Annotated in this window: 13 protein-coding genes; 10 read left to right on the top strand and 3 right to left on the bottom strand. The window is 50.0% G+C overall.

The genetic code is table 11. The features are described 5' to 3' along the window. The first annotated feature begins 72 nt into the window (after positions 1-72). The 6 genes from uvrA (at position 73) to AB4124_RS12345 (ending at position 10574) form a co-directional block, all read left to right on the top strand. A complete protein-coding gene (uvrA, locus tag AB4124_RS12370; protein ID WP_441973058.1) occupies positions 73-2940 on the top strand; it encodes an excinuclease ABC subunit UvrA in 2868 nt (955 codons plus the stop codon). 210 nt (positions 2941-3150) lie between these two features. Continuing rightward, positions 3151-4626 carry an S-layer homology domain-containing protein gene (locus tag AB4124_RS12365; protein WP_441973057.1) on the top strand — a complete coding sequence of 492 codons (1476 nt, stop codon included), beginning with the start codon at positions 3151-3153 and terminating at the stop codon, positions 4624-4626. A 276-nt stretch (positions 4627-4902) separates the two neighbouring features. After that, a complete protein-coding gene (locus AB4124_RS12360; RefSeq protein WP_071219760.1) occupies positions 4903-5112 on the top strand; it encodes a hypothetical protein in 210 nt (69 codons plus the stop codon). A 246-nt stretch (positions 5113-5358) separates the two neighbouring features. Further along, on the top strand, positions 5359-6441 hold the full coding sequence (locus AB4124_RS12355) for a S1C family serine protease (protein ID WP_441973056.1): 1083 nt from the start codon (positions 5359-5361) through the stop codon (positions 6439-6441). Then, the gene (locus AB4124_RS12350) at positions 6435-8369 is read left to right on the top strand and encodes a copper amine oxidase N-terminal domain-containing protein (RefSeq protein WP_441973055.1); all 1935 of its coding nucleotides are present in this window, start codon (positions 6435-6437) and stop codon (positions 8367-8369) included. Before AB4124_RS12355 ends, AB4124_RS12350 begins: the two co-directional genes overlap by 7 nt. 249 nt (positions 8370-8618) lie before the next feature. Continuing rightward, positions 8619-10574: a GTP-binding protein gene (locus tag AB4124_RS12345; RefSeq protein ID WP_441973054.1), complete on the top strand. Its 1956-nt coding sequence runs from the start codon at positions 8619-8621 to the stop codon at positions 10572-10574. A gap of 338 nt (positions 10575-10912) precedes the next feature. Here AB4124_RS12345 and AB4124_RS12340 read toward each other — a convergent pair whose 3' ends face one another. Then, positions 10913-12121 carry an MFS transporter gene (locus tag AB4124_RS12340; protein WP_441973053.1) on the bottom strand — a complete coding sequence of 403 codons (1209 nt, stop codon included), beginning with the start codon at positions 12119-12121 and terminating at the stop codon, positions 10913-10915. Between the two features lie 533 nt (positions 12122-12654). Between AB4124_RS12340 and AB4124_RS12335 the strand changes: the two genes are divergently transcribed. The 3 genes from AB4124_RS12335 to AB4124_RS12325 all read left to right on the top strand — a co-directional run bounded on the left by AB4124_RS12335 (position 12655) and on the right by AB4124_RS12325 (position 17479). Further along, complete coding sequence (locus AB4124_RS12335) at positions 12655-13752, top strand: DNA alkylation repair protein (protein ID WP_441973052.1); 1098 nt, start codon at positions 12655-12657, stop codon at positions 13750-13752. A gap of 636 nt (positions 13753-14388) precedes the next feature. Beyond that, entirely contained in the window at positions 14389-16902 is a 2514-nt protein-coding gene (locus tag AB4124_RS12330) for a DUF3656 domain-containing U32 family peptidase (RefSeq protein ID WP_441973051.1), read from the top strand. A 220-nt stretch (positions 16903-17122) separates the two neighbouring features. Next, positions 17123-17479, top strand: coding sequence for a hypothetical protein (locus AB4124_RS12325; RefSeq protein WP_441973050.1), 357 nt, complete (start codon positions 17123-17125; stop codon positions 17477-17479). 255 nt (positions 17480-17734) lie between these two features. On the opposite strand, the gene AB4124_RS12320 is transcribed toward AB4124_RS12325, so the two are convergent. Beyond that, the gene (locus AB4124_RS12320; protein ID WP_441973049.1) at positions 17735-18787 is read right to left on the bottom strand and encodes an acyltransferase family protein; all 1053 of its coding nucleotides are present in this window, start codon (positions 18785-18787) and stop codon (positions 17735-17737) included. A gap of 299 nt (positions 18788-19086) precedes the next feature. On the opposite strand from AB4124_RS12320, the gene galU reads away from it, so the two are divergent. Beyond that, positions 19087-19959, top strand: a complete 873-nt coding sequence (gene galU, locus AB4124_RS12315; protein ID WP_441973048.1) for a UTP--glucose-1-phosphate uridylyltransferase GalU — start codon at positions 19087-19089, stop codon at positions 19957-19959. A gap of 71 nt (positions 19960-20030) precedes the next feature. Here galU and AB4124_RS12310 read toward each other — a convergent pair whose 3' ends face one another. Further along, positions 20031-22490 carry an O-antigen ligase family protein gene (locus tag AB4124_RS12310; RefSeq protein WP_441973298.1) on the bottom strand — a complete coding sequence of 820 codons (2460 nt, stop codon included), beginning with the start codon at positions 22488-22490 and terminating at the stop codon, positions 20031-20033. Positions 22491-22521: the final 31 nt, after the last annotated feature.

The following is a 22521-nucleotide window of genomic DNA, read 5'->3' as shown; positions in this document are numbered from 1 at the left end:
CCTACGCGGTCGTTCTCTTTGTGAAAGTATAAGCACCACATGCATGCCATATGGAGTAGGAGATGATATCGTTTGGCCATTGAAAATCTTGTGATCAAAGGCGCTCGTGCACACAATCTGAAAAATATCGACGTCACGATACCGCGTGACAAGTTCGTCGTTCTTACGGGGCTTAGCGGCTCTGGCAAATCCTCTCTCGCATTCGATACGATTTATGCCGAGGGTCAGCGCCGTTACGTGGAATCCTTGTCCGCTTATGCACGCCAGTTCCTCGGACAGATGGAGAAACCGGATGTCGATTCCATTGAAGGCCTCTCGCCGGCGATATCGATTGACCAGAAAACCACGAGTCGCAACCCGCGCTCTACGGTAGGTACCGTCACGGAAATCTATGATTATTTGCGTCTCTTGTTCGCCCGGATCGGACACCCACACTGTCCGGAGCATGGCGTGGAGATTACCTCCCAGACGGTCGAGCAAATGGTAGACCGCATCATGCAGTATCCCGAGAAGACGAGACTGCAAATCCTCGCGCCGGTCATTTCCGGACGCAAGGGCGAGCATAAGAGCCTGTTCGCCGATATAGCGAAGCAGGGCTTCGTTCGGGTGCGCGTCGATGGAGAGCTGCGCGATCTGTCGGAAAGCATCGAGCTCGAGAAGAACAAAAAGCATACGATCGAGGTGGTTGTGGACCGGATCGTAGTTAAGGAAGATATAGAGGCACGTCTGGCCGATTCGATCGAGACGGCATTGAACCTATCAGGCGGTCAGCTCCTGGTCGATATCATGGGTCAGGAGGAGCTGCGGTTCAGCTCCAACTTTGCTTGCCCGATCTGCGGTTTCAGTATGGAAGAGCTGACGCCGAGAATGTTCTCCTTCAATACCCCTTTCGGTGCTTGTCCCGATTGTGACGGCTTGGGCGTCGAGATGATTGTGGATCCGGAGCTGCTTATACCGGATACGAGCAAAAGCGTGGAGGAAGGTGCCTTTGCCGCATGGAGCGGGGGCACATCCACTTATTATCCGCAGTTTCTGAAATCGGTCTGCGCGCATTTCGGCATTCCGCTGGACAAGCCGGTCAGTACTTTTAGCCAAGAACAGATGAATAAACTGTTGTACGGTACGGGCAATGAGAAGGTTCACTTCCGTTATGAGAATGACTTCGGTCAGCGCAAGGAAGCGTATGTAACCTTCGAGGGCATCATTCCGAACCTGGAACGTCGCTACCGCGATACCAATTCCGAGGGTATTCGCGAATACATCGAAGGTTATATGAGCAGCAAGCCATGCGATGTGTGTAAAGGTCATCGTCTCCGGAAGGAAAGCCTGGCCGTTACGGTCAACGACCGCAACATGGCCTATGTCACTAGCCTGTCGATCGGAGAGTCCCTGAAATTCTTCGATCATCTGGAGCTTAGCGAGAAAGAACAACAGATCGCAAATCTCATTCTGAAGGAGATTCACAGTCGTTTGGGCTTCCTTGTCAATGTGGGTCTGGATTACCTGAATCTCAGTCGTTCGGCGGGAACCCTGTCCGGTGGGGAAGCGCAGCGGATCCGGTTAGCCACGCAGATCGGATCAAGCCTGATGGGCGTGCTGTACATTCTGGACGAGCCCAGCATCGGGCTGCATCAACGGGATAATGACCGCCTGATCTCGACGCTGGAGCATATGCGGGATCTGGGCAATACGCTGATTGTGGTCGAGCATGACGAGGACACCATGATGGCTGCGGACTATATCATCGATATTGGTCCTGGCGCTGGTATTCATGGCGGCCAAGTCATCGCGGAGGGAACCCCGAAGGAGATTATGAACGACCCTAACTCTCTGACGGGCCAGTACCTGAGCGGCCGAAAGTTCATTCCGGTCAACAGCAAGCGGCGCAAGACCGATGGACGCTGGCTTGAGATTAAAGGCGCGAAAGAGAACAATCTGAAGAATATTAACGTGAAAATTCCGATTGGCGTCTTTACGGCGGTAACCGGTGTGTCCGGGTCAGGCAAGTCGACACTGGTCAACGAAATCCTCTACAAGACACTTGCTCGTGACTTGAACAGAGCCAAGGTACGTCCGGGGCAATACCGCGAGATGAAAGGTTTGGAGCATATCGAGAAGGTCATTGACATCGACCAGTCTCCGATTGGCCGTACGCCTCGCTCCAACCCGGCGACCTACACAGGCGTCTTCGACGATATCCGGGATATCTATTCCCAGACGAATGAAGCGAAGATTCGCGGTTACAAGAAGGGCCGCTTCAGCTTCAACGTGAAGGGTGGCCGCTGCGAGGCTTGCCGCGGGGACGGTATTATCAAGATTGAGATGCACTTCCTGCCGGATATCTACGTGCCTTGCGAAGTGTGTAAGGGCAAACGCTACAACCGCGAAACGCTCGAAGTCAAATATAAAGGCAAGAACATCGCTGAAGTACTGGAGATGACCGTTGAGAATGCGACGGATTTCTTCCAGAACATTCCGAAGATTCACCGGAAGATGCAGACGCTGATGGATGTCGGTCTGGGTTATATTACTTTGGGCCAGCCTGCCACAACGTTGTCCGGTGGTGAAGCCCAGCGCGTGAAGCTGGCTTCCGAGCTGTATCGCCGCAGCACAGGCAAAACGATGTATATTCTGGATGAACCGACTACCGGCCTGCATGTGGACGATATCGACCGTCTGCTCGTTGTGCTTCACCGCCTGGTGGATTCCGGGGAGTCCGTCCTTGTCATCGAGCACAATCTCGATGTCATTAAGACAGCGGACTATCTGATCGACCTGGGTCCGGAAGGCGGCAGCGGCGGTGGCACCATCATCGCTACCGGAACGCCTGAGGATTTAGTCAAGGTGGCCGAGTCTTATACAGGGAAGTACCTAAAACCCATCCTGGAACGTGATACGAAGCGAACCAAGGAATTGAACAAGGTGGAAGCGACACGTTAATAGCTTCGAATCTGTTCCATGCTGGAAGGGAGCTGTGCAGCCCACAGCTTATTGCATTTCATATTTCAGCAGATTGAACAGGTTAGCATCATAATGGAGTCCCCGTGTATGAATAGGGGCTCTTTTTTTTATTTTCATATCATCCTCCAATATCTTCGCATTCCAGGATATGGTATGATTTTGATAATTGCGACAAAATGGAGGGATTGTATGAAGAGAATCGCCTGTTCCGTTCTAATAGCTCTGGCAGCAAGTGCTTTATACATAAACTCATCCGATAACGTACAAGCAAGTGCTGGTGTACCCGTTTCAGATATGGTGGGCTTCGATGCGCAGGTAGCCATCCTCCGGTTAACCGAAGGAGGACTCCATCCCGGTGACGGTGGTAGGGATATCCAGCCGAAAGCGGCCATCAACAGGCAGGATTTTGTCATATTAATCGTCAATGCTTTAAATCTGGGCACAGGTGAACTTCCAGGAGGGGCTACCTTCAAGGATGTACCTAACGATCACTATGCTTTCTCCGCAATCGAAGCTGCGGTTCATGCAGGACTGGTGAAGGGGGTAGGGAACGGAAGATTTGGAGTTGGACAACCGCTGACACGTCAAGATATGGCCGTGCTGTATCAAAGAGCTCTGCAAGGGGTTACCGACAAGGAAACCACGGACGGGGAAGCCACGCAGCTGGAGTTACATGAAGGCTCTTTCAGTCATTATGCTAAGGAGGCTATCGTACTGGCCATGGAGTTAGGTCTCTTTAAGGAATCCACAGCCGATGCTTTGAATCTCAAGGGTATCGTTACTCAGGAAGAAGCTGCTTCGGTTACAGCGAAGTGGTTGAAAGCTGTGGAGCAAATCAACTTGGATACAGCCGAGGGTGAGGTAGAAACACCACCAGAAAGTCCGCACCCGGTAATCCATGGTGTCGTGACCTCATCATCGGGACCATCATCCACAACTCCTGCCGTTAACGGATCAGTACAGCCCCATGGGGGGACAGAGTCCCTAGCATCTCAGTCGGGTTCGCCGACAACGATACCAACTGCTCCGATGGATCTGAAGTTCCAATATGTGAAGGGTCAGGTTCAATTAACCTGGACGAAGCAGCCAGGTGAAACTTACAATATCTATTACAGCGAGAAGTCCGGAACGGGTTATACCTTATTTGCTGACGGAGCGAATGTGAAGTCAGGCGCCTACGTAACATCAGATGTGCGTTTTCGGGAGACCGTCTACTATGTGGTCGAGGCTGTGAACAGCTTCGGCAAGAGTAGCTATTCTAACGAAGTTTCGAGCCGCCCGAATAAAATATCCGGCCTTCAGGCTATCCTATATGAGGAAGATGAATCCATTGGCTTAACCTGGACGGATACGCAGGAAGGCATAAATTATCATGTATATTACATAGGACCTGACGGAGTACTGTATCGTTTGAATGATGAACCTATAGTGAGCCGTTCCTATCTTATTCCGAACCGCAATATGTTGGCAGGTCCGTCCGGCCGGTATACGATCCATGTGGTTGCTGTGAACAAATTGAATGTAAGCAGTGAACCGTCCAGTGAGGTTGCGCTGGATGTCAAGAAGGACCCTCAGGATCGGATTACGATCACAGATCCCTCTGTGGCATTGCCAAGTGAAGACTTAGATGAGGAACCGGCAAAAGAGCAGAAAACCGATTCCTGAGGAGTATGAGGAACAGGAGTGAACGTTTCTCGAATCCTGCTCGGAGTCACTTGGAATTACGAAGCAGCCTATGCCTGACTCCATAACGCAACTTGATCTAGCTTCTGCCATGATGAAAGTCATGCTAATATCTGAAAATTTGGTTAAAAATGAGAAATTTTTATGACTTTTTTTCATTTTTAGGGGCGGAGGGCTTGCATCTGGACGGGCACATGGATAACATAGAAGAAGATATGTAAATTTGCCCGAGAAGAAACCCACGAGGAGGTACGTTTCATGATCCTTGCAGCAGCATCGGATGCGAGTGCGACATTTAAGACATTTGATATTTTCATGATCCTGTTTACGATTCTGATCTTTGTTGGTGTGGTTCGCTTGTTGATGGCCCGCCAAAAAAATAAATTCGCAATCGCTTTCGGTCTCGTCAGCTTATTTGTGTTCTTGTACTCTGACTATGCCATGATTACAGGATGGTTTAACAATTAGGTTGGCCTAGGCACCTTATTTAAAGCGGCTTCATTTGACGAATGGAATGAAATACATACAAACAAGACGCCCGTCTGCTGTTCGCAGTGTGAAGGCGTCTTTTTGTTTCTTCGGGGAAAAGCTACAAGGTCCGCAGGAAAAACGTAAAAGAAATAGGTCTAGAAGCAATGGCTGCAAATGGAAAAACATGATAAATTGAGGAGTACAGGTTGGGTAGAGGATGGAACCGGGGGAGGAACAAGCGAATTGAAGAATTTACAATGGCAAAAACGGTCGGCGGTTGCACTGTTAGGGGCCATCATGCTGGCAGGAAGCAGCGATGCGATTATGCATACAGACATAGCGGCTGCAGCAAGCGCTAAGTCCAAGAATACATATGAACAAAGTGCTGTGCCTCAGGTTATCAGCCGGATGTCGCCATCGGTTGTTGGCATTATCGGAAAGGCACCACAAGGAAGCAGCGAAGTGGATGACAGATACAACCTGGCGCACGGTACGGGAGTGATCTGGAAGGCAGACGGGTGGATCGTTACTAACGCTCATGTGGTGGACGGGCTCACCGGAATCACGGTCGTGACGTCAGACGGCAAATCCTATAAAGCCAAGGGTGTATACAGCGATCCTATGAGTGATATTGCGTTGGTCAAAATTAACGCCAAGTCTCTGAAGCCGGCCAAATTTGCTGCATCCGCGCAAAATGCGCTGGTTGGAGAAACGGTGGTTGCCATAGGTACGCCAATCTCTTTCTCGTTACGAAACTCGGCATCCGTGGGTGTGGTGAGCGGCCTAAACCGGAGCGTGGACGGCTCTTATCGCCTGATTCAAACCGATACTGCCATTAACCCGGGCAACAGCGGAGGGCCGCTCGTCAATCTGAAAGGCGAGGTCATTGGCATCAACAGCAAGAAGTTTGCCGCTGTCGGCATTGAAAATATGGGCTTTTCCATTCCTGCGGAAACGGTCCATTATATTGTGGATCATTTATTGGAATACGGCGAGGTCCGAAGAGCCGGCCTCGGGTTGGAACTGGAAGAAAGCTGGTCCGCCATCGTGGGTCTGCCTTCAGACGACCCATTGACCGTTACGAAGGTGCTGTCCGAGCAAGCCCGGAAAGCTGGAATCCAAGAGGATGATGTGTTATACGCCATTAACGGAAAGCGCATCTATTCCGTCGTTGACATCAACGAACGGTTAAAGCCTTTCATCCCAGGCCAGCAGGTTCAGCTATTGATGCAGCGGGATGGAGATATTGTAAATGTAAAACTGACGCTCAGCCAGGATGGTAATCGAGCTGCTTCGTCAAGCGTTGAGGAGGCTGAGTCATGGTGAAGAGAGAAAGAACGGAGTCAAGCCGACGTTTACGGCAGATGACAGCCGGAACCTTATCGGCTTTGATGCTATTCACGTCGTTGTCACTTCCCGTATGGGGTGATGACGTTGTGCCGGAGAAACGTATACTGACCGTGCAAAGCGGAAGCAGCACAGCTTCGGTTAATGGCACTTCTTATACGATTGCCAAGCCACAGCAGAAGCAGGGCGTATTGATGGTGCCGCTGGGCGTGTTTAAAAAAGCGTTTGGCAGCGAGATCAAGCTGGAGGGCGAGAACCGGGTTCGACTGCTGCAAGGACCGCATACGATTGTGCTCGTTATCGGCAACAAGACCGCATGGATTGACGGAAAAAAGGTACAGCTGCCGGTAGAACCGGCGATGGTGTCCGGAACGCTGATGGTACCGCTGCGTCCGGTTGCCGCGGGGATTGGCGCCAAGGTAAGCTCCTCCCAAGGCAAGCTATCCATCAGCCTCATGGTTACGGATAAGGAAGAGAAGCATGACGAGGGCGAAATCAACAATACGACCGGGAAGACCCGAATCGGAAATAGTTATTATGAATGGAGTATGAATTATCCTTCCTGGATGATCGTTGGGAGAGGAACGGACGACGAGAGCGGTGCTGCTTTTAACGATGCTACGGGCCGCTACTATCTTGAGGTTCATGCCTCCTCCCAGAAAGTAAAGCTGAGTCCTGACGATTTGTTAGAACGGCTCCTGAAAGAACTGAGTGATTCAGGAGATGTTGTGCTTCACCAAGAGACGGTTGCAAGCGGAGTTCTACCGTATGCTAGAGTAATTTCCCGCGATATCGACGGCGTCTTGTGGGAAGGTCGGCAGTACTATGCCAATGATCGCGTCTATGAGCTGTATTTTGCCGATGCAGAAGCGGTTCACTATAAGGATATGGACAAGCACGCGAGCTTGCTGGGTTCATTTAGAACGACCTATCAGGAAGGAGACAAAACATTAAAAGACGTCTCTTCCATCGTAGGTGGGCTCCGCGAAGCAGGAAATGAAGAATACGGCATATGGTTTGGCATTCCTGCAGGTTGGGAAATCAACAACAAAGATATGTTATACGGCAGCGAAGGGCAAGGTTATCTGTCCGTCTCGGTGACATCCGCTCCCTCAGGGGTTGATGGCACGCTCACAGCTTGGGGGCAGCGGCTTAAAGACTGGCTGTCGGAATCCTTCGTTCAAGATTCATACGAATACGTCGGACTTACGCCTGTGGAGATATCGGGCGTCAAAGGGCAGATTCAAGAGGTGCGGTACAACTTCGGAGATAAATGGGTGACGGAATATGAAGTGATGATCCAGAAGAACGGCTACCGTTATTATCTGGAGTATGCGGTACCGGATGGCCAGGAACGGACGGCTTCCAACTGGAAGAAGGTGCTGGAATCGATCGAGATTGATTATGATGTGGTACCGGAGAACTTCGGCCGCATTGGCGATGAAGGCTATCTTACCGATAAAACCAAGATGAGAAGCAAGAACTCCGAAACGTACCGCTACCATATCGATATTCCAAAGTACTGGGAACCGCTGAATGATCAATTCGAGCAGGGAACGGTGGAATATGGATTTGCCGGGGGCGGGTTTGAAATTAATGCTCAGAAGGATACCTCCGCAGAATTCATCGTCAGCAACCTGAAACGTTATTATAATGAAGCCAGCACGGCCTCAGGGACGACGTTGAAATTGCTTGGCGTGGATAACATTACGTTTGCCGGTGTGCCTGCCGTGTCGTTCAAGGTGCATCAGGTGAAGAACGGCGTTGGCTTTACGACGCAGGAGATTGTCTTTGAGAACAGAGATATCGTGTACACGATTACGACGACGTTGAATGATGCCAATGCAACGGAGATACAGCAAGCCGCACTTATGCGTGCGCTGTCCTCGTTTGAGCTGGTGAAGTAATCCGAAGGATGGAATTATAGACGCATATCACACTTTAGTGGGCAATCATATTTTTGATAACGCTGATAGCTGTCCTGCTGCATCCATAGGGATGCGGGCGGGCAGCTATTTTGGTTTATAAAGAGGATGGCCGATCCTCACCCAAAATTATAGAACATATGTACGCTCGTGGGATCTGATATGTTAAAATTAAATCGTGAGAGCAATGGATATGTAAATAAACCGGCTTGCAGAAGAGGAAATAAGCGTATGAAAAAAACGATAGGCATGTTCGCCCATGTGGATGCAGGCAAAACCACGTTGGCGGAGCAGTTGTTATATATGACCGATACGATTCAGGAGCGCGGGCGTGTGGATCATCAGAGTGCTTTTCTTGATCAACATGACATTGAAAAAGAACGGGGTATCACCGTATTTGCCGATCAGGCCACTATGCAGTTTAACGGCTGCACTTATTATTTAATCGATACGCCGGGTCACGTCGACTTCTCGCCGGAGATGGAGCGGGCCATTCAGGTCATGGATGCCGCCGTCGTCGTCATAAGTGCCGTGGAAGGTGTCGAAGGGCATACGGAGACGGTATGGCAGTTATTGCGTAAGCAAGGCGTCCCTACGTTCTTGTTTATTAATAAAATCGACCGGGAAGGCGCGGATGTCGCGCGTGTGTTTGCAGAGATTCGGAGTGAACTTACCGAGGACGTCTGCATGATCACGGAGGAGGATGTGCTGCACGAAGGCGTGATGCAGACCTCGCTCATCGAGGCTATCGCAGAGCGGGACGAGAAGCTGCTGGAGCTCTATATGGAACAGGGATATGAGGTTTCACGGTGGCTGGATACGATGACCGAGATGATAAGGAAAGGGCAGCTATTCCCCTGCTTCAGCGGATCAGCTCTGCAATACGTGGGCGTGTCTCATTTTTTGCATCAGCTGGATCTGCTGACAGTTACGGACTATGATGCCGGGGCTGATTTTGCCGGAAGGGTATATAAGATTCGTCATGATGAACAGGGAGCCAGGCTGACGTATATCAAAGCCATGGGTGGAACGCTGCGGGTGCGCGATGAGATGACTTATTTTGCCAGAACGGAGACGATCACGGAGAAGGTGACGCATATCCGTTTGATCAATGGGGGACGCGTGACGAATGTCGATCAGGTGCATGCGGGTGATCTGTTTGTCGTTACGGGTATTTCTTCAGCTGCGGCGGGCGACGGACTTGGGACTCTGAGTGGCCGGACGGTATATGAGCTTGTACCGACTCTGAAGTCGAAGGTGCAATTCGAATCCTCGATTCATCCCAAGGATATGCTGCGCGAATTCCGTCTGCTGGATGCGGAGGATCCTTCTCTGTCTGTGCAGTGGGATGAGTTCGCTCAGGCGATCCATATCCATGTGATGGGTATCATTCAGCTTGAAGTGCTGGAACGAATCGTGTTTGAGCGGTTTGGTTACCGGATCACCTTCGGTGAACCGGAGATTTTATATAAAGAAACCATAACGGAAGACGTTGTGGGCTGTGGTCATTTCGAACCGTTGAAGCATTACGCGGAGGTGCACCTCCGGCTGGAGCCTGGAGAGCGCAACAGCGGCATCATATTCGCCAATGCTTGCCATCCCGATGTGCTTCCGGTCAATTATCAGCATCTGGTCGCCCAGCATGTTGGGGAGAGGGATCATCACGGGCTGCTTACTGGCTCTCCCATCACGGACATCAAGATTACCCTGCTAAAAGGACGGGCGCACAACAAGCATACGCATGGCGGGGATTTTAGGGAAGCCACCTACCGTGCATTACGCCAAGGGCTGGAGAAGACAGCCAATATACTCCTGGAGCCTTACTATCATTTCAAGGTGAAGGTGGATGCCGAGCATATCGGACGGTTAATGTCGGATCTGACCCAGGCGAAGGCAAGCTTCGAGCCGCCGGAAACAGCGGGAAACAAGGTGACGGTCACGGGATCGGCTCCCGTATCGACCATGATGAATTACAGCATGGAATTAGCCGCCTACACCAAGGGAAGAGGTACGATATCCCTGGTTTACGGGGGATATGGCCGGTGTCATAACGAGGCTGAGGTCATTGAACGTAAAGGATACGATAAAAATGCGGACCCGGAATACAGCTCCTCTTCGATATTCTGTGCGAAGGGAAGCGGTTATGCGGTGCCATGGGATGAAGCGGACCGTCATATGCATATCTAATGCTTGATGTTGCGGAAGCGATAGGTGGTTAGGCAAGATGTTTCGCGGTCGTGAGGGAGTCGTTGGATTTAACATCGTTGACAAGTGAATGGTGCAGCAATGAATTGAATGATGTGTAGCGAGGCAGTATGCTGTGAAGTCAATCATGCGTAACGAAGTGGTTATCAGCAGGATTAAATATCAATGACATTAATTATGTAATGAAGTATGTAGGTAATTGAGCGAATATGAGTTAACGATGTTGAACTAAACAAGCCCCCCGATGATCCAGTTTATTTCCGTAATGAGTTACGCACGCGCGTTATGAAATCATCACGCGTGCGCACAGCTTAAAGCCATTATGACGAGAGGGATCCCTTTTCTACAGGCTGCAGGCGCGATGGCCGCATTGTCCAATAGGTGATGGCGGTGGTAATGAGCATTAACACACCAGTCATTAAGAATACCGAATGGATGTTAAAGATGCCGCTGATCATGCCGCCCGCGAGCGGTCCGGCCATCCCGCCGATTTGATTGGCTGTCTGGTTAAGGCTAAACGCACGTCCGCGGAATTCACTTGGCGTATGTTTGACAACAAGGCCGTTGAGAGCAGGGAATACGGCACAGAAGAACGCGCCGTAAGCAAAGCGGATGGCCGAGAATGCCCAAATGTTGCTGAACAGGATCTGGGCGAGCGATCCGATTCCGCCGGCGAGCAGACCGATGAGAAGCACCTTTTGGAACCCGATTTTATCCGCCAGGCGTCCCCAGCGGGCCGCAAACAGGATGCTGGCGATCCCAACGATGGAGAACACAAACCCCGCAATCATCGAGGTATGCGAGGAAGAACCGCCGATTTGAGCGATATACAGTGGCAGTACGGGCTCAATTGTCATGACGGAGAACTGTGTCAGCACCGTAAGCATAAGCACGGTCATCAGCGCTTTGTTATGTCCGGCGATCTTAAACGTATTCATGACGGAGACGCGCTCTTTGCTGGGTACGAATTTTTCCTCTTTGACCCAGAATATGACGAGCAGCGTGGCTGCGAAGCACAGCATCCCTGCCAATCCGAATGCCATTCGGTTGCTGAACAGGGAGGCCAGGGTGCCTCCGATCATCGGGCCCATGATGCCGCCGGTTGCGGTTGCGGTGGACATCATAGAGAGGGCGTAGCCGACTTTTTTCTCAGGGGTGTTGGTGCCTACAATCGCGATTGCACCCGGAATAAAGCCGGAGAGAAGGCCTTGCAGCAGGCGGAGAACCAACACCTGATACTCATTCGTGACGAATGCCATCAGAATATAGATGACAAAGAGCACCAGCCCCGCGCGGATAATCATCGGTTTGCGTCCATATTTATCGCCGACGGCACCCCAGAAGGGAGAGGACAAGGCGCCCGCAAAAAAAGCGGAACTGAAAAGCAGTCCCGACCACATTTCCGTATGCTTGGTAACGCCGAGCTCAATCAGAAAAAGCGGGAGAAATGGTATGACCATCGAGAAGCTTGATGAAACGATAAATGAGCCGAACCATAATATCCATAAGTTCTTTTTCCAACTTTCCATGTCTTCTTCATCTCCTGATGTGCGATTTGTTGTAATCCTTCGAGCTTCGCCTCCTGTCTTTTAAATGGGGTAATGGTGTATGTATTACATTTTTTAGAGATAACAAAAGCATAAACTTCGAGGCTTACTGCCCTTATTTCGAAAGAAAAACTTTCTCTAAATGGGGTCTGTCATCTGTGAAAGTACGTCGATAGACGTTTTTCTTTAGAGATAAGAAAGTTGTTCATGGACTAACCCAACTATTCATCGTGAGGCATCCCAGCGTTGGGAGGTCGGATTTGGATAAAGCAAAACGCCCCCCAATTTGGCAAACTGGAATCAACCAGACTACCGCACTAAAGCGAAAGGCGTGCAACTTCATCCTACACCACATGTTTTGGATTGGGAAGAGGCGGAAAGCGGGGTTATAGCGGTCGGCGGCTCTTTTGGAGATGGGTTGGAACCGCTGGGTTATGGCATGAATAAAGGGCTTTTAGGATTCCATTATACAAGGATAAAATATCGTAAAAATTATTTTTTTGGGGAGATCTGTTATGAGAGAGACGCTGAAGGATCTATATTCAAATACGTTGTTCCAGCAAGTGACCGACCGGTTGAAGGAGACTTATCCGGCATTCGATGCGAACCGGTTCATGGAGCTGATTCATAATGAAGACTGGGCACAGGAGGAGTTCAAGCAGCGCATCCGGCATATTACGCTAGCCTTAACGGATACGCTACCTGCTTCTTACCCGGAAGCCATTGGGATCTTGAAGCAGGTAGCCCCGCACTTTAGAGGCGTGGAATATGTGTTCTTTCCGGATTACGTAGAGGTTAATGGGATGGAGGATCTGGAGACATCGATGGAGGCTTTGGCGGTATTCACGCATTCTTCTACGGCGGAGTTTGCCGTTCGGCCTTTTATCATCCAGGATCAGGAACGGATGCTGGCACAGATGATGACATGGGCACGGTCCGATGACGAGCATCTGCGCCGATTGGCGAGTGAAGGCTGCAGACCACGCCTGCCTTGGGCGCCGCAGCTGCCGGCCCTGATTAAGGATCCGCGTCCGGCTCTGCCGATCCTGGAGCAGTTGAAAGAGGATCCTTCCTTATACGTTAGAAAAAGCGTTGCCAATCACCTGAATGATATCTCTAAGGATCACCCGGACCTTGTGCTTGAGATTGCCGCCAAGTGGTATGGCAAACATCCGTTAACGGATTGGATCGTGCGGCATGCGCTGCGTTCGCTGCTGCGGAAGGGAGATATTCGGGCACTGGCCATTTTTGGGTATGAGGAGCTTGAAGAGCTGGAAGGACTTGAGGTGCGTGAGCTGCGCATTAAACGTTCCGTGATTGCGATGGGGGACGATCTGGAGTTTGCCTTTCAAGTGGTTAACGAAACCGGCAATCCGATGACGCTCCGCATCGATTACGAGATCGATTATATGAAGGCAAACGGCAAGCTTGCGCCGAAACGTTATAAATGCTCGGACAAGATCTATACGCCAGGAAGCTGGAAGGTCGAGAAGAAGCAGTCGTTTAAACCAATCTCCACCCGCCGTTTCTACTCCGGCGATCATCGTCTTCACATTGTCGTGAATGGCAAGCGTTTAGCGAGCATGGATTTTGTGCTGGAGGGTGCGGAGTAGGAGTAGGATAAGTGGTGCAGGACGATGTACTGGCAAACCTTGGGGCAGGTCGTTCACGGGCAAACCTGTGATGAAGGAATCATGGAATCAGTTGACGGATTGGGGCGATTCCGTTCCCAAGTTTTGTACATCGTGCGCACTTGCTCCCAATGCGCACGGTGTGTGGTTCGGGGCATGCTTGGATGGCTGCCATCCGCTGAGATGTTAAGGAGGCTCTGACTAAAGGATTCGGAGATCGAAATGCAAATCCCTGGTAAAGGAAAGGGAAGGTAATCTCTTATACTAAGAAAAGAGATAAGCACACTGGCCGCGTATGGATGATCATCCACCGGTAGCAGCCGCTGCGGATGATGTGAGGCAAGCCTTTCGATCGGAGGGCTTGTTTTTGTTTTTACGAAACAGAGTGCTATGCGGATTATGGCAGCTCTATCAAAAGTGTGGAAATCAAGTTAGCAGGTAGAAGAGATGCCGGACTTTTGGTAAACTAGATAAGTTGAAAAGCTTTAAAATGGTTTACAATCAAATGATATAGATGGCGGATGCCCTGTTCTATGAAAATAGAGTATGGCTTGCAGGTTTCAATGAAAGAATAGTAGTACACAGCACGCCGGCTTGAACCGGTCTGGGAGGATATAGATGGACACGAAAGAATTACAAAGAGAAGACGTGGAGCTGCTGGCGCCGGCAGGGGATTGGGATTGCATGCGGGCCGCGGTGGCTAATGGGGCGGACGCGATCTTTTTTGGGGTCGAAAAATTTAATGCGCGCGCACGGGCGAACAATTTCCGGATGGACGAGCTGTCCGAAATTATGGCTTTCTTGCACAGTTATGGGGTTAAGGGATTCCTGACCTTCAATATTTTGGTGTTCGAGAACGAACTGGAGGATGCCAAGGAACTGATCGATGCATGCGTGGATGCCGGCGTGGATGCGGTGATCGTGCAGGATTTGGGTCTGGTGAAAATGATTCGCGAGATTTCCCCGGATTTCCCGATCCATGGTTCTACGCAGATGACGATTACGTCGCCGGAGGCCGTTGAGTTCACGAAGCCGTTCAATATGGAACGTGTCGTACTGGGACGCGAGAACAATCTGAAGCAAATCCAGAAGATCGGGGAGCAGGCGAAGCTCCCGATGGAAGTATTCGTGCATGGTGCGTTGTGCGTATCATACTCGGGCCAATGCCTGACTTCCGAAATGTGGGGCGGCCGCTCCGCCAACCGCGGAGAGTGCGCGCAGGCCTGCCGTTTGCCGTACGATCTAATCGTGGATGGCGAGCAGAAGCCGATGGGCGACGTTGCCTACCTGCTATCTCCGAAGGATCTCGCGGCGATTGATCTGATGCCTGAGCTGATTGAAGCGGGCGTGACCTCGTTCAAGATTGAGGGCCGGTTGAAGAGTCCGGAATACGTGGCTAACGTTGTGAGTAAGTACCGGAAGGCGATCGACCGGTATTTTGATGGCGAAGATGCGAGACCGAGCAAGGAAGAGGTGCGTGAGCTGCAGCAGAGCTTCTCCCGCGGCTTCACTCATGGCTTCCTGGATGGAACGAATAATAAAAAGCTGGTCGAGGGTACCTTCCCGAAAAGCCGCGGCGTGTATCTCGGCCGGGTAGAGCAGATTCTGCGTGACGGTGTCGTCTGCAAGCTGGATGCGCCGCTGAAGCGCGGGGACGGCATCGTATTCGATGCAGGTGACCCTACGAAAAAGGAAGAAGGCGGACGCGTCTACGACGTGCGCCGTAAAGGCGTCAAGCTGGAGGGTGAAGCGCAAGAAGGCTGGATCGTCGATATCGTTCCCGGCCGGAGCGACGTGGACCTGCGCAAGCTGCATGTTGGCGACCGGATCTGGAAGACCAACGATCCGGCGCTGGATAAGCGCCTCCGTCAGACGTACGAGACGGAGAAGCCGTACCGGGTATTCCCGGTACATGTGCGTGTCAGCGGCCGTCCCGGACAGCCGCTGTCGACCTGGTGGACCGATGTGCAGAAGGGCACGACGGTCCAGGTGGATTCGGAGCTGGAACTGGAGATTGCCCAGAAGCGGCCGCTCAGCCAGGAGATCCTGGAGGAGCAGCTTGGCCGCCTGGGCGGAACGGTGTTCCAGCTTGAGGCACTTGACGTCGACCTGTATGGCGACGTCATTGTGCCGATTCGCGAGCTCAACAGCATCCGCCGCCGTGCGGTGGAGCTGCTCGCTGGCGAGCGGCCGAAGCCGCCCGTGTATGTGAAACGGGCGGTGTCGGTGTATGGCGATGCGGCTGTGCCCGCAGCGCCCGTGGCCCGCGGTGAGGCGAAGCTCACCGCGCTGTGCCGCAGCCTCCCGCAGGTCGAGGCTGCGCTTGCGGCCGGCGTCGAGATGATCTACGCCGACTTTGAGTTCATCAAGCAGTTCCCGGCAGCGGTGGAAGCCGTGCGAGCAGCCGGCAAACAGATTGCGCTGGCAACGCCGCGCATTCACATGCCGGGCGAGAACGGCTACCACAACAACATCCTGCGCCTCCAGCCGGACGCCGTGCTGGTGCGCAACACCGGTGCGCTGTATTTCTACCTGCGCCACCGGATGGAGAACCTGGGGGCGAAGCATCCCCGGCTGATCGGCGACTTCTCCCTGAACATTGCCAACCACAAGGCGGTTGACCTGTTCGTCGAAGCCGGATGCGACACCGTCACGCCTTCCTATGACTTGAACATCCAGCAGATGGTGGATCTTCTCGGCAAGGCCGACACGTCCAAGATGGAGATCGTCATCCATCAGCATCTACCGATGTTCCATACCGAGCACTGCGTGTACTGTACGTTCCTCAGCGAAGGAACGGACTTCACGAACTGCGGACGCCCGTGCGAAGAGAGCCGGGTATCCCTGCAGGACCGGATCGGCATGTCCCACCCGGTTCGGGTCGACGAAGGTTGTCGTAACACGGTGTACAATGCCATCGAGCAATCCGGCGCCGAGTACCTGGCGAACTTCATGGAGCTGGGCGTGTCCAGCTACCGCGTGGAGTTCCTTGAGGAAACGCCAGAACAAGTCCACGAGGTCATCGATCTCTACAACCGCGCCCTGCGCGGCGAGATCAACGGAACCCAGGTGTGGAAAAAGCTGAAGGCTACTAACCAGCTCGGCGTTACGCGGGGGCAGTTGGTGAAGTAAGGAACAGATTGTAAATACAACATGTCTGACCTTTGCAAGGGTCAGGCATGTTTTTTTGTTTTTGGAATAAGATGAGGGGGGCTTCGCTGCATTCGGGACTTCAGTCCCCTATGCGCATGGTGTATACAACAATTGTTTATAATTGGAATCTATTGTTTTATTTAGTGATAGAATCGAGAGAATAGCCTGTTATGGATTAAGAGTAAAAAGGCGGGGGATTATGAGTTCTAAAAAATATATGTTTTGGCTCGGGTTACTTATCTTATTGGCTGTAGTTCTTGGGGGGTGTAAGGACGTGAAGGGAAATGAACAAACAGCAATCATAGAGGAAGCACAAAAAGTGGCAATTACGCACTTTCAAGAAGAGTACGGTTTGGATGTCCAAATAACGAAAGAAGAGATACTCCCTACCTATGTTGCTTCCCAAGTAAATATGGAGGGACACGTGGTCGGAGAGGAAGAACAGCGATTTAACATCTCCGTTAATTATAAAGATTGGACCACCTTGAATACGTTTCTGAGTCCGGAGTTGAATGATGCGCTTAATAAAGGGAATAATTCCAAAAAAGAAAAATGAGATTTATAAAATGGAGGATTTCGTTTGAGCAACACAACAGGAATTAATGTCCATCACTACATTGAGCCAACACTATCTGCAGCAAACCAATGATATATTGTATTACATAAATATAAAAGCAGATCAATTTGAGAATGTTGATAATAGCGGATAACAACTGCAATTGGTTGTTCCTGCTTCATTTTCAAATGGAGTTCCTATTGAGCGGTCCCAATCTCACAAAACAAGGAGTGATGCCAGATTAGGCATCACTCATTAGGCATCACTCCTTTTTGCATCGGAACGCTTCGATTCAACGCGTTCATGGCGGTGCTTGGGTCGGGATCGGGTATTAAACAGAAATCCTACGTTCGGCTCGACGACCCATCCGAAGCCGCGCTTGATCCATCGCGAGGACAGCGCCCAGGTTAAGACTACGCCCAATAGGATCAACATTAGCATGCCTCCCGTGGACCGGAACGCTTCGAACCAGTTGAGATGCTGCATCGTTTTGACGACAAACCCGTGAAGTAAAAAGACATACATGGTGTTAACCCCCCGGTCGGTGAAGGGCGTATCCGAGTCCGGAATGAGGGAGAGGACGCACAGTCCCATGATGACGGTGAAGGCGTAGGTGATCATACGATAGAAGCCTGCATACCACGAGTCCAAGCCAAACTCCAGGTAAGGCATCGCCCCGTAGAACCAGTTAGTTGGCAGGATCGGCGATATGAAGTACAGCAAGACAAATCCGGCGGAGAGCAGGATGATCGATAGCAGTTGAAATGGCCGGGCCTTGATGGCATCCAGCCATTCCCTTTTGAAAACATATCCGGTGAGAAAAAAAGGCAGGAAGTACAGCGTGCGCGAAATGCTCGCGTAATAGTCGACATCGATCGAGTACCCGAGCATGATGGACATCGCGAAACAGACGACGAGCGGGTATTTGAGCATCAGCAGATACGGCAGAAGCATTTTCCACAGCGTCATGCTAAACAGGAACCACAGGATCCAATTGGGGTAAAAGTACGTGAAATCGAGCCGATCCAAGCCTTGCATGTAATAGTCGAACAGGGTATAGAGCGTCTCAAATATGAAATACGGCACGACCAGTCCCGACAGCAGGTCGACGTATTGTTTGGGGGATTGAATGCACTTGGCGAAATAACCGGCCGCAAAAATAAACAGCGGCATATGAAACGAGTAAATGAACTGATAGATCGTTCCCATCGTTGATTCCCCGTTAAACGGCTCGATGAGATGCCCTACGACCACCAATAGGATCAGTATGAATTTGAGGTTATCGAAATAGGCGTCTCTCTCTTTCATCAGGTAACCAGCTCCTTTGGCTTTGTAGTCCATCGAAGTTTCGTACTAGTATATCGGAGGGCAGTAGGTCTTTCTATGGTTAAAGTTGGAAGGCATTATTTCCAGTTATCTGTCTCTCCTTGAAAAAGCCACATCAAAACCGATAATTGAAGGGAAGGGCAACGCGGCCTAAGCGGCAAAGCCACGAATAATAAGCCGCCTGCCTTTGACAATAATCGATTTTAATGTCGAATGACCATTCGGAACATGCTACAATAGCATTATTCGGGAATATACGGAAATGGAGACGATAGTTAGAAATGAATATTCGTAAAGCGATCATACCAGCAGCAGGACTTGGCACGCGCTTTCTGCCGGCCACGAAAGCGATGCCGAAAGAGATACTCCCAATTGTGGACAAGCCAACGATTCAATATATTGTTGAAGAGGCAGTTGCTTCAGGGATTGAGGACATTATCATAGTCACAGGAAAAGGGAAGCGAGCAATCGAGGATCATTTTGATTCTTCCTTTGAGTTGGAGCATAATTTGGCAGAGAAGGGGAAGTGGGGGCTTCTCGAGGAGGTACGGAAGCCATCCGATATGGCAGATATTCATTACATCCGACAAAAGGAGCCCAAGGGACTGGGCCATGCCATTTGGTGCGCACGCAAGTTCATTGGGGACGAACCGTTTGCGGTGCTGTTAGGTGACGATATCGTGGAGTCAAACGTGCCTTGCCTGAAGCAGATGATTAATGTCTACGATATCTACCAGTCGGCCATTGTGGGTGTTCAGCCCGTATCCTGGGATGAAGTGGACCGATATGGGATCATAGATGGACTCCAGAAATCAGATAGAATCTATGAAACATCAAGACTGGTAGAGAAGCCGTCCCGTGCCGAGGCACCATCGAACCTGGCTATTATGGGACGTTATATTTTACCTTCGGTTATATTTGATTTACTGGAGGATCAAGAGGCTGGGAAGAATGGTGAGATTCAGCTGACCGATGCATTGTCTGTACTAGCCCGCCGGAGTCCGATATTAGCCTACAATTTTGAGGGCATACGCCATGATGTCGGGGAGAAGATGGGCTTTATTCAGACCAGTATTCACTATGCACTGCAGCGAGAGGAATTACGAGAAGATTTATTAGCTTATATGAATAAAATAATGGAGAAAGTAAGATAGTTTTTTAGGTGAAAATATAGCGGGTGCGTTCCGGTAGATGTTGACTTGCCGGAACGCACCCGCTATTTGATTTAGAATTGAAGATCCGCCAACTGCTTGATGTTTTGCTCCGCATTTGGATCAACTTGCTTTAACTTCTCAAGCAGCACTTCGTCGTTCTGGCCTAGCTTATGAAGCCCGGCAAGATACCATCTGACGATCTCTTGAGCAGATGGCTGAGACAGGTCATCCTGAATGCCTATCTTGAGCGCATTGGCCGCCTGTTCCGGTTGATTCATCATGTAGTACATTTTGCCTGCATGGAGGATCATATCTGGTGTGTTCTCAAATGAGCGCCCTTGCAGTTGTCCTTCCGGTAATGTAGCTAAATGCTGAATACCTGTCTGAACCTCGGCAAATGCCTCGATTGCTTGCTTGAAGTACTTGTCTTTCGTTGCTAGGTCTCCTGTGCCAAGTGCCTTTGTCCCTAGATCATAACCTTTATTGATGATCTGTTCGGACCAGTTAATGTCCCATTTAAATTTATAGGCATTGTTGATAAGTACTTCATAGGCTTGCTCCGGTTGCTGTTTCATTTCGTAACTTTCAATTAATCGACTTAGCATAGACTTGTTATATGGTTCAGCTTTTAACGCTTTATTAAGTAGATCAACAGATGCGTTATAAAAATTCTCATCTTGTTCTTGCTTATATATAGTCTGATAGAGTGATGCGGTTAACAATACCGAGTCGGGATGGCTCGGGCGTATACTCAAGTCTTTATCAAGAGGAGCCTTAATTTCCTCAAATGAAGAGCTAACCTGAACAATTCTGCGAGCCTCCATACCAGCTTCGGCAGCCTGTACATAACGTATGGAAGTGATCAGTACAATGATAGAAGCAAGGCCTATAACAGCTGTGTAGATATTTCTTGCTGTTGAATCTTGTAGACTCCATTTTTTGATTGGTTTGCTGTCCATTACGGCAGCCATTCCTCCAAGCCCCAGGAATACAAGAATCCCCATGAACACATAACTCATGTTAAAGTCCAAAATACTGTGAATCAAAATCGAAAGGACGATGATGAGATAAAGGAAATTACGATTGCGATCTTCTTCATTGCCTTTGATATAGCCGCGAATATACTTATAGAAAATGTACAGGATAAACGACATGAATATCACAAATCCGACAATTCCGACCTCGATCAAGTACTGTAAAAAGAAGTTATGCGCTTGACGGCTTGTATATGGGTTGTTCTGATATTGTTCATACAGTGAAGCCCAAGCACCACCCCCGGCTCCAATGATCGGGTAGTCTGCCAGCACCTTCATGGCATCCTTATAGAAGGTAAAGCGTTCCAAAACACTGTGCTGATTAAAGTTAATGTTCTCAAGACGGACACTAATATTTTGTGGTAATACATTCTTCAGATTGGTGCCGATGAATAGGAAGATCAGCAGGCCCCCAAAAACTAAGGAACCGATGGGAATCCACATGTTGGAGGCTTTTTTCGCGGACCAATTGCTCAATACTCTCTCCAGTTTTGGGGCGATGAAATTTTGAATGACCCATCCAAGAAGACCCACAACAGCGGACACACCAAGTAAGATTCCCCAACCTTTAAAGGCGCCACTACTGCTGAAGGCTTCATTTAAACTCAAGCCCAGCTCTGTTATCGGTTTGGAGATGATCAGTGAAGCAACGCCTGCTATACCGCAGTACAGGATCCACATCAATTGTTTAGCTGGCTTCAGGAATAGGAGCAACAGAACAAATACAACAGGTAACATCACCAGACCGCCTCGAGATAACGTTAAGAGCAGCGATACTATGATGGGTACTAGCATAAAGCTATGAAAAGCTTGGCCGTACCATTTTTTTGATGTCGTGACGAAAAAGACTGCTGCAAACAAGAAAGCCATGAGAAAAGCAGCATAAGTATTCGCGTATTGGAACACCGAGGTCAGACGAAGACCGTTAGAGTCAGTCATTACAGCATGAGTATATGTACCGTTTAAGACCGTGTTAGAAAACCATTTTGCAATGGCCCCTGCAGTCTTGCCTTGGCCAAACCAATGCAGTAGGCCAAAACCAACAATAAGATATGCTACAGCCATAATTGTATTTTGAATGATTCGGTTCCCTAACTTGTCACGGAGTACGTACAGTCCAATGATGAACATAATAGCATAAATACAATTTATGATGATCATATTCATGGCAAGACTATGGGAAGCCGCACTGATGAGTGAGAGTATGTAAGTTAGAGGTAGTAAAAGCACACCCACAGCAAGCCAATCTCTTTCGTCCTTGAGTTGGATGCTTTTATAAAATTGTGCGATCCAAAGAAATAATAGTAGAGTTGCTAGTATAGCAGCCCAAAAAATCGGCTTTTCAAATTGTAACTCTTGTCCGTTGAACAGAGCGGTTTGGAAAGGCGTCCATGCTAGAAACAGAATAATTCCTGATATTAACACCCAAAACAAAGCCGATCTCGCCTCACCTTTCCTCGACGCCACAGCTTTTTTACCGTATACTGGATTCGACAACATATTTAGCTCCTTTTCTTGTAGATACGAC

It is taken from the genome of Paenibacillus sp. 2KB_20, assembly GCF_052115765.1.
Lineage (GTDB): Bacteria > Bacillota > Bacilli > Paenibacillales > Paenibacillaceae > Paenibacillus_AQ.
Note: the sequence above shows the minus strand (reverse complement) of the source record. Positions and strands in the feature narration are given on the sequence as shown.

What these genes read in the sequence shown, in the direction of transcription:
- AB4124_RS12365 (WP_441973057.1), top strand. Translation starts at nt 3,151, where the DNA reads ATGAAGAGAATCGCCTGTTCCGTTCTAATAGCTCTGGCAGCAAGTGCT.
- AB4124_RS12360 (WP_071219760.1), top strand. Translation starts at nt 4,903, where the DNA reads ATGATCCTTGCAGCAGCATCGGATGCGAGTGCGACATTTAAGACATTT.
- AB4124_RS12350 (WP_441973055.1), top strand. Translation starts at nt 6,435, where the DNA reads ATGGTGAAGAGAGAAAGAACGGAGTCAAGCCGACGTTTACGGCAGATG.
- AB4124_RS12345 (WP_441973054.1), top strand. Translation starts at nt 8,619, where the DNA reads ATGAAAAAAACGATAGGCATGTTCGCCCATGTGGATGCAGGCAAAACC.
- AB4124_RS12340 (WP_441973053.1), bottom strand. Translation starts at nt 12,121, where the DNA reads ATGGAAAGTTGGAAAAAGAACTTATGGATATTATGGTTCGGCTCATTT.
- AB4124_RS12335 (WP_441973052.1), top strand. Translation starts at nt 12,655, where the DNA reads ATGAGAGAGACGCTGAAGGATCTATATTCAAATACGTTGTTCCAGCAA.
- AB4124_RS12330 (WP_441973051.1), top strand. Translation starts at nt 14,389, where the DNA reads ATGGACACGAAAGAATTACAAAGAGAAGACGTGGAGCTGCTGGCGCCG.
- AB4124_RS12325 (WP_441973050.1), top strand. Translation starts at nt 17,123, where the DNA reads ATGAGTTCTAAAAAATATATGTTTTGGCTCGGGTTACTTATCTTATTG.
- AB4124_RS12320 (WP_441973049.1), bottom strand. Translation starts at nt 18,787, where the DNA reads ATGAAAGAGAGAGACGCCTATTTCGATAACCTCAAATTCATACTGATC.
- galU (WP_441973048.1), top strand. Translation starts at nt 19,087, where the DNA reads ATGAATATTCGTAAAGCGATCATACCAGCAGCAGGACTTGGCACGCGC.